This window comes from Micromonospora sp. WMMC264 (assembly GCF_027497275.1).
Classification (GTDB): domain Bacteria; phylum Actinomycetota; class Actinomycetes; order Mycobacteriales; family Micromonosporaceae; genus Micromonospora; species Micromonospora chalcea.
In genome coordinates this window covers 451,877-464,432 of sequence record NZ_CP114907.1, presented here as the reverse complement: position 1 = coordinate 464,432, position 12,556 = coordinate 451,877, and the positions used below count along the sequence as shown (strand labels likewise).

Here is a 12,556-nt window from a genome sequence, read left to right as displayed (position 1 = left end):
CTCAGGCGTGCCCGTTGAAGGCGTCGCGCATCCGGGAGAAGAAGCCGCCCTGCTTGGTCAGCTCGGCGACCTCCTCGCCGCGGGTCTTGGCGAAGTCGCGCAGCATCCGCTCCTGGTCGGCGTCGAGCTTGGTCGGGGTACGCACGTCCAGGTGCACGTAGAGGTCACCCCGGCCGGTGCCGCGCAGGTGCGGTACGCCCCGGGCGCGCAGCCGCAGCGTGCTGCCGGGCTGGGTGCCGGGCTTGACGTCGACGGTCTCCTCGCTGTCCAGCGTCTTGATGGTCAGCCGGGTGCCGAGCGCGGCGGCGGTCATCGGCACCGTCACCCGGCAGTGCAGGTCGTCGCCCTTGCGGGAGTAGACGTCGTGCGGCCGCTCGTGGATCTCCACGTAGAGGTCGCCGGCGGTGCCGCCGCCCGGGCCGACCTCGCCCTGCTGGGCCAGGCGGATCCGCATGCCGTCCTCGACGCCGGCCGGGATCTTGACGGTCAGCGAGCGGCGGGTACGCACCCGGCCCTCACCGGCGCAGGTCGGGCAGGCATGCGGGATGGTGGTGCCGTAGCCCTGGCAGACGGTGCACGGCCGGGCGGAGACCACCTGGCCGAGGAACGTGCGCTGCACCGACTGCACCTCGCCCCGGCCGGCGCACGCCTCGCAGGTGGCCAGGTGGGTACCGGCTGCGGTGCCGGCGCCGGAGCAGGTGGTGCAGAGCACCGCGGTGTCGACGGTGATCGGCGCCTCGACGCCGAACGCGGTCTCGTTGAGGTCCAGTTCCAGGCGCAGGATCGCGTCCGCGCCGGGCCGGGTGCGCGGCCGGGGTCCCCGGCTGCCGCCCGCCGCGCCGCCGAAGAACGCGTCCATGATGTCCTGGAAGCCGACGAACGGACCGGCGCCGCCGGGCCCGCCCGGGCCGCCCATGCCACCGCCGCCGGGGGCGAGCGGGTCGCCGCCGAGGTCGACGATCTGCCGTTTCCGGTCGTCCGAGAGGACCTCGTACGCGGCGTTGATGTCCTTGAACTTCTCCTGGGCCTCCGGGTCCGGATTGACGTCCGGGTGGTACTGCCGCGCCAGCTTGCGGTAGGCGCGCTTGATCTCGTCGTCGGAGGCTTCCCGGCTCACGCCGAGAATGCCGTAGTAGTCCCTGGCCACTGCGTTAGGTGTCCTCATGTTCGTCTCGCGTCGCTCCGGTCGTCGGCCGCAACCGGCCGTCGGCCCTGACTGGTCAGTTCTGGGCCAGCAGTTCGCCCACGTAGCGTGCCACGGCCCTCACCATGGCGATATTGCCGGGGTAGTCCATCCGGGTCGGCCCGAGCACGCCGAGCCCACCGACGATGGTGCTGCCCGGTCCGTAGCCGGTGCTGACCACCGAGGCGGCCCGCAGGTTGTCGAACTCGTTCTCGTCGCCGATCAGCACGCGGGTGGTGCTCGGCTCGGTCTCGCCGATCAGTTTGAGCAGCACTACCTCTTCTTCGAGCGCCTCCAGGATCGGCCGCAGCGAGCCCTGGAAGTCGAGCAGGCCGCCCCGGGTGAGGTTGGCCTGGCCGGCCAGCGCGAGGCGCTCCTCGTGCCGTTCCACGAGCGTCTCCAGCAGCACCGTGGACAGCGTGGTCATGGCCGGGCGCAGGTGCGGCGCGGACTCGTCCACCAGGGCCTGCACCAGCGGCGGCGTCTCGGAGAGCTGGCTGCCGACGAGCTTCTCGTTCACCAGCCGGCGCAGGTCGGTCACGTCGTCGGCGGGAACCGGGGCGGGCAGCTCGACGAGCCGCTGCTCGACCCGGCCGGTGTCGGCGATCATGACGACCATCAGCCGGGTGGTGGAGATCGGCACGAGTTCCAGGTGACGCACCTTGGACCGGGCCAGGCTCGGGTACTGCACCACGGCGACCTGCCGGGTGAGCTGGGCGAGCAGCCGGACCGTGCGGTGCACCACGTCGTCCAGGTCGACCGCGCCGACCAGGAAGCGCTCGATGGCGCGGCGCTCGGCGGGGCTGAGCGGCTTGACCCGGGAGAGCCGGTCCACGAAGAGGCGGTAGCCGCGGTCGGTGGGCACCCGGCCGGCGCTGGTGTGCGGCTGCCGGATGTAGCCCTCCTCCTCCAGCACCGCCATGTCGTTGCGCACCGTCGCCGGGGAGACGCCGAGCTGGTGCCGCTCGACCAGGGCCTTGCTGCCCACCGGCTCCTGCGTGGCGACGTAGTCCTCGACGATCGCGCGCAGCACGGCAAGTTTGCGGTCGTCGAGACCCATGTCCCCACCTCCTGACACACCTCGGCCGGGCCGGCACGCGGCATCCGCCGGGCGGCTGGCACTCGACTGTAGCGAGTGCCAGTCTACGTCGGCACCCCCACCGACGCGATGATCGCCTGACGGACCTGCGGTGCGGCCCACCACACCGCGCGGCACGCCAGGGCCGAACAGCCGGTCACGCTCGGTCTGTGTCGCCCTGGTGCGACTTGCCCGCTGGCCCTACCGTGACCTCCATGACTGAACCTCCTCGCCCTCCCGGAGCAGGGGACTCCGGCCCCCAGCCCGACCCGTCGGCGCCCTACGGCTCCGGCGAGCCGCCCACCGCTCCACTGTCCGGCGCGCCGGGCGCGGGCGGGTATCCCCCGCCCGGTGACTATCCGCCCCCGGGCGGCTACCCGCCCCCCGGTGCCCAGCCTCCGCCGGGCGGCTACCCGCCCCCTGGTGGTTACCCCCCGCCGGCCGGCGCGCCGGGCTACGGCGCCGGTGGCGGCTATCCCGGCGGTGGCGGCTACGGCCCGGCCGGGTACGCCAACAACGACGAGAAGACCTGGGCCCTGGTGGCGCACTTCGGTGGCGCCGCGGGCGTCATCATCGGTGGCGGTCTGCTCGGCTGGGTCGCCCCGCTGATCGCGATGATGACCCGCGGCCAGCAGTCGCCGACCGTACGCGCCCACGCGGTCGCGGCGCTGAACTTCCAGATCACCTGGACCATCGCCAGCGTCCTCGCCTGGGTGATCACGGTCATCACCTGCGGGATCCTGTTCTTCGTCCCGATGCTGGTCTGGCTGGTGCCGCTGATCTTCGGGATCATCGGCGGGGTCAAGGCCAACGAGGGTGTGCTCTACCGCTACCCGATGACCTACAACTTCGTGAAGTGACACCGCCGGCCGGCCGAGGGGGCGGCCGGCCGGCGCCGGTCACGGCAGCAGGTCGCGTACCACCGCGTCGGCCAGCAGCCGTCCGCGCAGCGTCAGCACCACAAGCCCCCGCGCGTACGCCCCGGCGTCGAGCAGCCCGGCGTCCCGGGCCCGCTCGGCGCCAGCCCGGCCGGGCTCGTCCAGCACGTCCAGCGGCAGCCCGGAGGCGAGCCGCACCCGCAGCATCACGTCCTCCATGTGCTGCTCGTCCGCGCTGAGCACCTCCCGGGCCAGTGCCGGCGAGGCGCCCTCGGCCAGCCGCGCCGCGTACGCGCTCGGGTGCTTGACGTTCCACCAGCGCACGCCGCCGACGTGGCTGTGCGCCCCCGGGCCCAGGCCCCACCAGTCGGCGCCGGTCCAGTAGAGCAGGTTGTGCCGGCACGCCGCCGCCGCCGAGCGGGCCCAGTTCGACACCTCGTACCAGGAGAAGCCGGCCGCGCCGAGCGCCGCCTCCGCGGCCAGGTAGCGGTCCGCCGCCACGTCGTCGGAGGGGTACGGCAGCTCGCCCCGGCGCATCCGCGCGGCCAGCCGGGTGCCGTCCTCCACGATCAGGGCGTACGCGCTGACGTGGTCCACCCCGGCGTCGACGACCTGGGCCAGCGAGGCGGCGAAGTCGTCTGCCGTCTCGCCCGGCGTGCCGTAGATCAGGTCCAGGTTCACGTGCTCGAACCCGGCGTCGCGCGCCTCCAGCGCGGCGGCGGTGGCCCGGCCCGCGCTGTGCCGCCGGTCCAACACCGCGAGCACCCCGGGTGCGGCGGACTGCATGCCCAGCGAGATCCGGGTGTAGCCGGCCGCCCGCAGCGTCTTGAGCGACTCCGGGGTCACCGACTCCGGGTTGGCCTCGGTGGTCACCTCCGCGTCGGCGGCCAGCCCCCAGACGCGGTCGATGCCGTCGAGGATCCGGGCCAGGTCGTCGGCGGGCAGCAGGGTCGGCGTGCCGCCGCCGACGAAGACGGTGTCGACCCGCTGCGGCGGCGAGTCGCCCAGCACCCGGGCGGCCAGCGCCAGCTCGGCCAGCACCGAGTCGGCGTACGTCTCCCGGCTCGCCCCGCCGCCCAGCTCGGAGGCGGTGTACGTGTTGAAGTCGCAGTAACCGCACCGGCTGGCGCAGAACGGCACGTGGACGTACACGCCGAAGCCGCGCGCGCCGACGGCGCGACGGGCGGTGGCGGGCAGCGATCCGTCGCGCGGGACGGGTTCGCCTTCTGGAAGGACGCCGGGCATGGCCACTAGTGTGCCCGGCATGACCTCTCCGGACGCTCTCGTGCGAGTCGCCACGGCCCGTGGGGTGACCACCCTCACCCTGGACAGCCCGCACAACCGCAACGCGCTCTCCACGCCCCTGATGACCCAGCTGCTGGCCGGGCTCGCCGACGCGGTCGCCGACGACGCGGTACGCGCGATCGTGCTCGACCACACCGGCCCGGTCTTCTGCTCCGGCGCCGACCTGAAGGAGACCGCCGCCGCGTACGCCAGCGGCACGGTGCCCGCCGGGATGCTCGGCGACGTGCTGGTGGCGGTGCGGGAGTGCCCGAAGCCGGTGGTCGCGAAGGTCGCCGGGCCGGCCCGGGCCGGTGGGCTGGGCCTGATCGCCGCCGCCGACCTGGCGGTCTGCGCGCAGGAGGCGACGTTCGCGTTCACCGAGGTGCGGATCGGGGTGATCCCGGCGGTGATCTCGGCGACCGTGCTGCCCCGGCTGGACCAGCGGGCCGCCGCCGAGCTGTACCTGACCGGCGACACGTTCGACGGCCGCCGCGCCGCCGAGGTCGGCCTGGTCACCGCCGCGGTGCCGGCCGGCGAGCTGGACGCCGCCGTCGAGCGTTACTGCGCCTCGCTGGTCAGGGGCGCGCCGGGGGCGCTGGCCGGGGCGAAGGAGCTGCTGCGCCGGCCCGCCGCGACTGACCTGCGGGCCGAGATCGCCGAGTTGGCGGCGCTGTCCACCGGGTACTTCCTCTCCGACGAGGGGCGTGAGGGCGTCATGGCGTTCCGGGAGAAGCGTCCCGCCGCCTGGGTGCCCGCCGGAGACTGAGGTGCGCGGCGGGGCCCGGCTGGTCACCTTCGGTGGTGGCGGGCCCCGCGCGGCGGCACGGCGCCGGTCACGTGCTGGCGGGACGGCCACTCGGCCGAGACGCGGCGGCGCGGGGCCGACGTACGCTTGGCGGACTGTCGGGACAGGGGGTGCGGGTGCGGACGCGAGCGGCGATCGTGGCATCTGGTGTTGCGGTGTGCGTACTGGCGCTGCTCGCGGTCTATGTCGTGACCAAGCAGTTCGGCGAGCACCTGCGGCTCCCCCTGGCCAGCCGGACCTGCACGGTGCAGGCCGACGGCGAGGTGGTGCTCGGCGCCGACCAGATGGCGAACGCGGCGACCATCGCGGCCATCGGCATGCAGCGCCGGATGCCCGAGCGGGCGGTGGTGGTGGCGCTGGCGACCGCGTACCAGGAGTCGCACCTGCGCAACATCGCGCACGGCGACCGCGACTCGCTCGGCCTGTTCCAGCAGCGCCCGAGCCAGGGCTGGGGCACCCCGGAGCAGGTCCAGGACCCGCGGTACGCGGCGAACAAGTTCTACGCCGCGCTGAAGAAGGTCAAGGGCTGGGAGCGGATGCGGGTCACCGACGCCGCCCAGCGGGTGCAGCGGTCGGCCTTCCCCGAGGCGTACGAGAAGTGGGCCGACGAGTCGGAGGTCCTGACCCGCGCGTTGCTCGGCCACGCGACCGGCGCGGTGGCCTGCACGGTGAGTTCGCCGCCGACGATGCGCGGGCCGGCCGCCGCCAGCGCCGTGCTGGAGAGCCTGTCGCTGGACTGGGGGCTGCCCCGGCTGGCCACGGCGACGGACCTGACCGCGCTCACCGTGCCGGCGGGCGACGACCGCAACGGCTGGCGGTACGCGCACTGGCTGGTCTCGCACGCCGACGACCACGGCGTGAAGAAGGTCCGCTTCGGCAACCTGGAGTGGACCGCCGAGCAGGGCTCCTGGGCCCGGGTGAAGGGCGACCCGGCCACCGAGGTACGCGCCGAGGTGTTCGCCGCGGCCTGACCGGCCCGCCGCCCTCAGCCCTTCACAGCTCCCGCGACCAGGCCGGAGACCATCCGGCGCTGCACCAGCAGGAAGAAGACGATCACCGGCAGGGTGAACAGCGTGGACGCGGCCATCACCGAGCCCCAGGCGGTGTCGTCGCGGCCGAAGAAGAACGTCATCGCCACCGGCAGCGTGTACTTCTGCTGGTCGTTGATGAAGGTCAGCGCGAAGATCAGCTCGTTCCAGGCGGTGATGAACGAGAAGATGCTGGTGGCGACCAGGCCGGGCGCGACCAGCGGGAACAGCACCTTGCGGAACGTCTGGGCCCGGCTGGCGCCGTCGATGGCGGCGGCCTCCTCCAGTTCCTTCGGCACCGCGGCGACGAAGCCGCGCAGCATCCAGACCGCGAACGGCAGCGAGAAGCCGAGGTACGTGAGGATCAGGCTGGGCAGCGTGTTGTAGAGACCGAGCCGCTGGATCATCAGGAACAGCGGGATGACCAGCGCCTCCAGCGGGATCATCTGCACCACCAGCAGCATGATCAGGAACGTAGTGCGCAGCTTGAACCGGAACCGGGCCACGGCTGTCGCGGCGAGCAGGGCGACCAGCCCGCTCAGCAGCACCGTGGCCCCCGCGACGAGCACGCTGTTGAGGAAGAAGTCGGTGAACGTCACGCCCGGGATCAGGTTGCCGGTGAGGATCTCCCGGTAGTGCTCCAGCGTCGGCTCGGCCGGCACCGGCCGGGGCGTGGACGAGAAGATCTCCCGGTTGGGCTTCAGCGACGTCGCCACCATCCAGTAGACCGGGAACGCGGCGAAGAGCGCGACCAGCAGGCCCGCGCCGTTGAGGGCGATCTTCTTCATCATTCGTCCTCCTGCCGCAGCACCATGCGGACGTACAGGGCGGTCACCACGAGCAGGATCACGGTGAGGATCACGGCGATGGCGGAGCCGAGGCCGTACTTCGGCGGCGGTGAAAACGCCTCCGCGTACGAGTAGATCGACAGCATGAACGTCGACCGGTCCTGGGTGCCGCCGGCCAGCACGAACTGCTGGGTGAAGACCTTGAAGTCCCAGATCGTGGAGAGCACCACGAGGATGCCGAAGACCGGCCGCAGGATCGGGAACGTCACCTTCCAGAACACCTTCCACGGGCCGGCGCCGTCGACCCGGGCCGCCTCCTGCAACTCCGTCGGCACGCTCTTGAGCCCGGCCAGCACGCTCACCGCGATGAACGGGAACGAGTGCCAGACCACCACGAGCGTCAGGATGGCGAAGAACAGCAGCGGGTCGTTGAACCAGCCGTACCCGGTCCAGTCGCTGCGCCCGAACAGCGCCGTGGACAGCCCGTCCGGGAGCTTGTTGAACAGCCACGTGACCAGGCCGCTCGTGTCGTCGAAGATCCACTTCCAGACGATCGTGCCGGTCAGCGCCGGGGTGGCCCAGGCGAGCATCACGCAGCTCGCCACGAACGTGGCCATCTTCTTGCCCAGGCGGTTGAGCAGCAGCCCGACCAGCGTGCCGAGGACCATCGTGAGCGCCACGTTGGCGACCGCGAACAGCACCGTGTTGCGCAGCACCGTACGGAAGAACGGGTCGCCGAGGATCTGCGCGTAGTTGGCCAGGCCGATCCACGGCCACTCGCGGTCGCCGCGCAGCTGCCGGACGCTGTCCAGCTTGTGGAAGGACATCCACACGACCTGGCCGAGCGGCCAGAGCAGCAGCACGGCGATGATCGCCAGGCAGGGCAGGAGCAGCAGGTACGGAAGGTGGTCCACCCGGCGACGGCGCCGCCGCGCGGGGGTCTCCCGCGCGGCGGCCTCGCCGGTGGCCTCGGTCAGCGTGGTCACTTGGCGTTGAGGATGCTTTCGATCTCGGTGGCCGCGTCGGCGGTGGCCTTCTCGACCGTCTTCTGGCCCTTGATGACCGAGCTGTTCATCGCCTGGGTCACCGTCTTGGTCCGGCTGACCTCGACCCACTTCGGGGTGAGCGGGGTCAGCTTGGTGTTCTGGATGGCCGTGGCGAACGCGGCCATCACCTTGTCGTTGGCGTAGTCACCGCTGCTGACCAGGTCCTGGTAGACCGGGAAGAACCCGAGGCTGCTGGCGAACTCCTTGTCCTTCTGCTTGCTCAGCAGCACGGTCATGTAGTCCCAGGCCAGCGCCGCCCGCTCGCTGTCCTTCCAGATGGCGATGTCGGAGCCACCGGCGAACGCCGGGGCGGCCTTGCCGTCCGGGCCGGGGATCGGGAACGTGCCCCAGACCTTCTCGATGTCCGGGTTGTCCTTCTTCATCGCGCCGCCCTGCCAGCTACCGGCGAACGCCATCGCGGCCTTGCCGGTGGCGAACTGGGTACGGGCGTCGACCTCGTTCCACCCGGCGGCGGCCGGCGGGGCGACCTTGTGCACTGTCACCAGGTCGGTCCAGAACTTGACCGCCTTCTGCGCCTCGGGGGTGTTGTAGCCGGACTTCCAGGCGTCCCCCTCCTTGGTGGCGATCTCCGCGCCGGCACTCCAGAGGAAGGAGTAGAACGGCAGCTCGGAGTTGCCGGGCAGGGCGATGCCGTAGGTGCCGGGCTTCTTGGCCTGCACGGCCTTCGCGGCGGCGACCATCTCGTCCCAGGTCGTCGGCGGCTTCACGCCGGCCTCGGCGAACCAGTCGGTGCGGTAGTAGACGGCGCGCACGCCGGCGTACCACGGCACGCCGTACTGCTTGCCGTCGAGCTGAGCGTTCTTGACCAGGTCGGGCAGGATGTCCTTGCCCTCGGACCAGGCGTTGAACTTGTCCGAGACGTCGGCCAGGGCCTCCTGAGCGGCCCAGCCCTGGGTCTCGGTGTTGCCCAGCTCGGTGACGTCCGGGCCCTCGCCACCGGCGAGCGCGGCCTGGAACTTCTTCGGCGCCTCGAGCCAGGGGATGTACTGCACCACCACGTCGGTCTCGGGGTGCTTCTTCTTGAACTCCGCCTCGACGCTGTCGAGGAACGCGGTCTGGGCGTCGCCGCCCTCACCCATCATCCACACAGTGAGCTTGCTGTTGTCGGCGGCCTTGTCGTCGTCGCCGGAGCCACCGCACGCGGTCAGCACCAACGCGGCCGACGCCACGATGGCGGTGACCGGAGCCAGCCGCTTCCACCTGTTCACGCCATATCTCCCTCAGGGCCGTTTGGCACTAACCTTCTCCGCCGCACCTTAGTAGGAAAATTTCCTTTACAACAGGGGGTGTTCGTGACGGAGGGCACAGGCGACCGTATCGCAGCCGGGGCCCGGCCGACATCGATGCCGTCCGGGCAGTTCAGAGCCCACGAACGCCGACGGGCGCCCGGCCGGTGAGGCCGGGCGCCCGTCGAGGCGCGTGGTGCGGGGTCAGTAGCGCGAGACGCCGCGGCGACGGCCGACACCGGCCACCAGGGCCACGCCGATCGCGGCGAACAGCACCTGCAGCATCAGCTCGCGCCAGTCGATGCCGGCGGTCTCGGCGAAGCCGGAGGCCCGGGCGACGAGCGTGCCCAGAAGCGCGGCGCCGACGCCGATCAGCATGTGCAGCCACATGGGCATGTTCTGCCGGCCCGGCACGACCAGCCGGCCCAGCGCGCCGACGATCAGACCAACGACCAGCGCCGTGATGATGCCCCAAACGGTGAGCTCCATGGTCGCCCTCCTCCTTAAGATCCGGTCACACGTTTTTGTGTGGTTACTGTCGTGATCGCTAAGTTCCCGACCGCCCGGAAATCCAAACCGACTCCGATGACGAATTGTTCAGACGTACCCTGACCTGCTGCTTCTCCCCGAAACCCGGCGCGGCGGGCGGGCCCGGCACACCGACGGGGTTCAATGCGCCGAATACGCCGACGGGTGCCCGGCCGATGCGGCCGGGCACCCGTCGAGGCGCGTGATGCGATCAGTAACGCGAGACGCTGCTGCGGCGGCCGACGCCGGCCACCAGGGCCACACCGATGGCGGCGAGCACGACCTGCACGGCCAGCTCGGCCCAGTCGATGCCGGCGGTCTGCGTGGCGATGCCGAGCGCGCGGGCCAGGACGGTGCCCAGCAGCGCCGCGCCGACGCCGATCACCATGTGCAGCCAGATCGGCATGTTCTGCCGGCCCGGCACGACCAGCCGGCCCAGCGCGCCGACGATCAAACCCACGACCAGCGCGGTGATGATGCCCCAGACGGTGAACTCCACGGTCGTCCTCCTAAAGCGATTTCGCACGTTCTGTGCGGTTGCTGTCGTGACCGCTAAGTGCCCGACGCATCGAAAACCGAAACCGGCCGCATCGACCGCCACCCTCCCGGCTGACGCGAACCCGCAGGTGGGAGCGCTGCCAGAGGCTTAAAATCTCCTGGGTACGCGAACGGCCGGCGCCCCTGCGAGGGGACGCCGGCCGCTGCGCGGAGCCGGACCGCTACTTCTTGCCGGCGGGCTTGCCGTCGCCGGAGTCGGACGAGAGCGCCGCGATGAACGCCTCCTGGGGGACCTCCACCCGGCCCACCATCTTCATCCGCTTCTTGCCCTCCTTCTGCTTCTCCAGCAGCTTGCGCTTGCGGCTGATGTCACCGCCGTAGCACTTGGCGAGCACGTCCTTGCGGATCGCGCGGATGGTCTCCCGGGCGATCACCCGGCTGCCGATCGCCGCCTGGATCGGCACCTCGAACTGCTGGCGCGGGATCAGCGAACGCAGCTTCGCCGCGATCGTCGTGCCGTACGTGTACGCCTTGTCCTTGTGCACGATCGCGCTGAACGCGTCGACCGGCTCGCCGTGCAGCAGGATGTCCACCTTCACCAGGTCCGACGCCTGCTCGCCGGAGGGCTCGTAGTCCAGTGAGGCGTAACCCTTGGTACGGCTCTTGAGCTGGTCGAAGAAGTCGAAGATGATCTCGGCCAGCGGCAGCGTGTAGCGCAGCTCCACCCGGTCGGCGGAGAGGTAGTCCATGCCGAGCAGGCTGCCCCGGCGGCCCTGGCACAGCTCCATCACCGCGCCGACGTAGTCGTTCGGGGTCAGCACCGTCGCCCGCACCGTCGGCTCGTACACCTCGGCGATCTTGCCGGTCGGGTACTCGCTCGGATTGGTGACCACGATCTCCTCGCCATCCTCCTGGATGGCCCGGTAGACCACGTTCGGGGCGGTGGAGATCAGGTCGAGGTTGAACTCCCGCTCCAGCCGCTCCCGGATGATCTCCAGGTGCAGCAGGCCGAGGAAGCCGCAGCGGAAGCCGAAGCCCAGCGCGCCGGAGGTCTCCGGCTCGTAGACCAGCGCGGCGTCGTTGAGCTTGAGCTTGTCCAGCGCCTCGCGCAGGTTCGGGTAGTCCGAGCCGTCGATCGGGTAGAGCCCCGAGTAGACCATCGGCTTCGGGTCCTTGTAACCGCCGAGCGCCTCCTTGGCCGGGTTGTTGTTGATGGTGACCGTGTCACCGACCCGGGACTGGCGCACGTCCTTCACCCCGGTGATCAGGTAGCCCACCTCGCCGACGCCGAGCGCCTCGGCCTTGACCATCTCCGGCGAGATGACACCGATCTCCAGCAGCTCGTGGACCGCGCCGGTGGACATCATCTTGATCCGGTCCCGGGCCGAGATCCGGCCGTCGATCACCCGGACGTACGTGACCACGCCCCGGTAGACGTCGTACACCGAGTCGAAGATCATCGCGCGGGCCGGGGCCTCGGCGTCACCCACCGGCGGCACGAACTGCCGGACGATCTCGTCCAGCAGGTACGGCACGCCCTCGCCGGTCTTGCCGGAGACCTTGATGCAGTCCGCCGGATCGCCGCCGATCAGGTGCGCCAGCTCCTCGGCGTACTTCTCCGGCTGGGCGGCCGGCAGGTCGATCTTGTTGAGCACCGGGATGATGTGCAGGTCGTTCTCGAGCGCCAGGTAGAGGTTGGCGAGCGTCTGCGCCTCGATGCCCTGCGCGGCGTCGACGAGCAGGATCGCGCCCTCGCAGGCAGCCAGCGAACGGGACACCTCGTAGGTGAAGTCCACGTGGCCCGGAGTGTCGATCATGTTGAGCACGGCCGTCTCACCGGCCCGTTCGCCCTCGCGGATCGTCCACGGCATCCGCACGGCCTGGCTCTTGATGGTGATGCCGCGCTCGCGCTCGATGTCCATCCGGTCCAGGTACTGCGCGCGCATCTGCCGTGGGTCGACCACACCGGTGAGCTGCAACATCCGGTCGGCCAGGGTCGACTTCCCGTGGTCGATGTGGGCGATGATGCAGAAGTTCCGGATGCGCGCCGGGTCGGTGGCACCAGGAGCGTTCGCGCCGGGATCGAGCGTCGGTGGCACAGCGGTCCGTTCTGGTCGGCTGACGTGAGCGGGCCGGCGCGCCGCCGGCCCCCTCCATGGTCCCACGTCGCCCCGGGAGCGCCCGGACTCCCCC

General features: G+C 71.2%; 12 protein-coding genes. 3 read left to right on the top strand and 9 right to left on the bottom strand.

Going from position 1 to position 12,556, the window contains the following annotated elements:
• Position 1 precedes the first annotated feature (1 nt).
• Both dnaJ and hrcA read right to left on the bottom strand, forming a co-directional pair.
• Positions 2-1,147 carry a molecular chaperone DnaJ gene (gene dnaJ, locus O7542_RS02170; protein WP_176722776.1) on the bottom strand — a complete coding sequence of 382 codons (1,146 nt, stop codon included), beginning with the start codon at positions 1,145-1,147 and terminating at the stop codon, positions 2-4.
• A 73-nt stretch (positions 1,148-1,220) separates the two neighbouring features.
• The gene (gene hrcA / locus O7542_RS02165) at positions 1,221-2,243 is read right to left on the bottom strand and encodes a heat-inducible transcriptional repressor HrcA (protein WP_030503120.1); all 1,023 of its coding nucleotides are present in this window, start codon (positions 2,241-2,243) and stop codon (positions 1,221-1,223) included.
• Positions 2,244-2,476: 233 nt separating this feature from the next.
• Between hrcA and O7542_RS02160 the strand changes: the two genes are divergently transcribed.
• Positions 2,477-3,121, top strand: coding sequence for a DUF4870 domain-containing protein (locus tag O7542_RS02160; protein ID WP_082931180.1), 645 nt, complete (start codon positions 2,477-2,479; stop codon positions 3,119-3,121).
• A gap of 39 nt (positions 3,122-3,160) precedes the next feature.
• On the opposite strand, the gene hemW is transcribed toward O7542_RS02160, so the two are convergent.
• Positions 3,161-4,384: a radical SAM family heme chaperone HemW gene (gene hemW, locus O7542_RS02155; protein ID WP_176722777.1), complete on the bottom strand. Its 1,224-nt coding sequence runs from the start codon at positions 4,382-4,384 to the stop codon at positions 3,161-3,163.
• A gap of 19 nt (positions 4,385-4,403) precedes the next feature.
• Between hemW and O7542_RS02150 the strand changes: the two genes are divergently transcribed.
• Positions 4,404-5,189 carry an enoyl-CoA hydratase-related protein gene (locus tag O7542_RS02150; RefSeq protein WP_043331020.1) on the top strand — a complete coding sequence of 262 codons (786 nt, stop codon included), beginning with the start codon at positions 4,404-4,406 and terminating at the stop codon, positions 5,187-5,189.
• 149 nt (positions 5,190-5,338) lie between these two features.
• A complete protein-coding gene (locus tag O7542_RS02145; protein WP_030503116.1) occupies positions 5,339-6,199 on the top strand; it encodes a hypothetical protein in 861 nt (286 codons plus the stop codon).
• Positions 6,200-6,213: 14 nt separating this feature from the next.
• Here the strand turns inward: O7542_RS02145 and O7542_RS02140 are convergent, their stop codons facing one another.
• The 6 genes from O7542_RS02140 to lepA form a co-directional block, all read right to left on the bottom strand.
• Entirely contained in the window at positions 6,214-7,047 is an 834-nt protein-coding gene (locus O7542_RS02140) for a carbohydrate ABC transporter permease (protein WP_064448692.1), read from the bottom strand.
• Entirely contained in the window at positions 7,044-8,030 is a 987-nt protein-coding gene (locus O7542_RS02135) for a sugar ABC transporter permease (RefSeq protein WP_064448693.1), read from the bottom strand. The genes O7542_RS02140 and O7542_RS02135 overlap by 4 nt, the downstream gene beginning before the upstream one ends.
• The gene (locus O7542_RS02130; RefSeq protein ID WP_187694229.1) at positions 8,027-9,319 is read right to left on the bottom strand and encodes a sugar ABC transporter substrate-binding protein; all 1,293 of its coding nucleotides are present in this window, start codon (positions 9,317-9,319) and stop codon (positions 8,027-8,029) included. The genes O7542_RS02135 and O7542_RS02130 overlap by 4 nt, the downstream gene beginning before the upstream one ends.
• Positions 9,320-9,541: 222 nt before the next feature.
• Positions 9,542-9,826 (bottom strand): transglycosylase, encoded by a 285-nt coding sequence (locus O7542_RS02125; RefSeq protein ID WP_043328998.1) that lies wholly within the window; start codon positions 9,824-9,826, stop codon positions 9,542-9,544.
• Positions 9,827-10,076: 250 nt separating this feature from the next.
• On the bottom strand, positions 10,077-10,364 hold the full coding sequence (locus O7542_RS02120) for a GlsB/YeaQ/YmgE family stress response membrane protein (RefSeq protein ID WP_043328996.1): 288 nt from the start codon (positions 10,362-10,364) through the stop codon (positions 10,077-10,079).
• 220 nt (positions 10,365-10,584) lie between these two features.
• On the bottom strand, positions 10,585-12,462 hold the full coding sequence (gene lepA / locus O7542_RS02115) for a translation elongation factor 4 (RefSeq protein ID WP_187694230.1): 1,878 nt from the start codon (positions 12,460-12,462) through the stop codon (positions 10,585-10,587).
• Between the last annotated feature and the right edge of the window lie 94 nt (positions 12,463-12,556).

Bases quoted from the DNA above. Each gene is read 5' to 3' on its own strand.
- hrcA (WP_030503120.1), bottom strand. From the start codon at position 2,243: ATGGGTCTCGACGACCGCAAACTTGCCGTGCTGCGCGCGATCGTCGAG.
- O7542_RS02160 (WP_082931180.1), top strand. From the start codon at position 2,477: ATGACTGAACCTCCTCGCCCTCCCGGAGCAGGGGACTCCGGCCCCCAG.
- hemW (WP_176722777.1), bottom strand. From the start codon at position 4,384: ATGCCCGGCGTCCTTCCAGAAGGCGAACCCGTCCCGCGCGACGGATCG.
- O7542_RS02150 (WP_043331020.1), top strand. From the start codon at position 4,404: ATGACCTCTCCGGACGCTCTCGTGCGAGTCGCCACGGCCCGTGGGGTG.
- O7542_RS02140 (WP_064448692.1), bottom strand. From the start codon at position 7,047: ATGATGAAGAAGATCGCCCTCAACGGCGCGGGCCTGCTGGTCGCGCTC.
- O7542_RS02125 (WP_043328998.1), bottom strand. From the start codon at position 9,826: ATGGAGCTCACCGTTTGGGGCATCATCACGGCGCTGGTCGTTGGTCTG.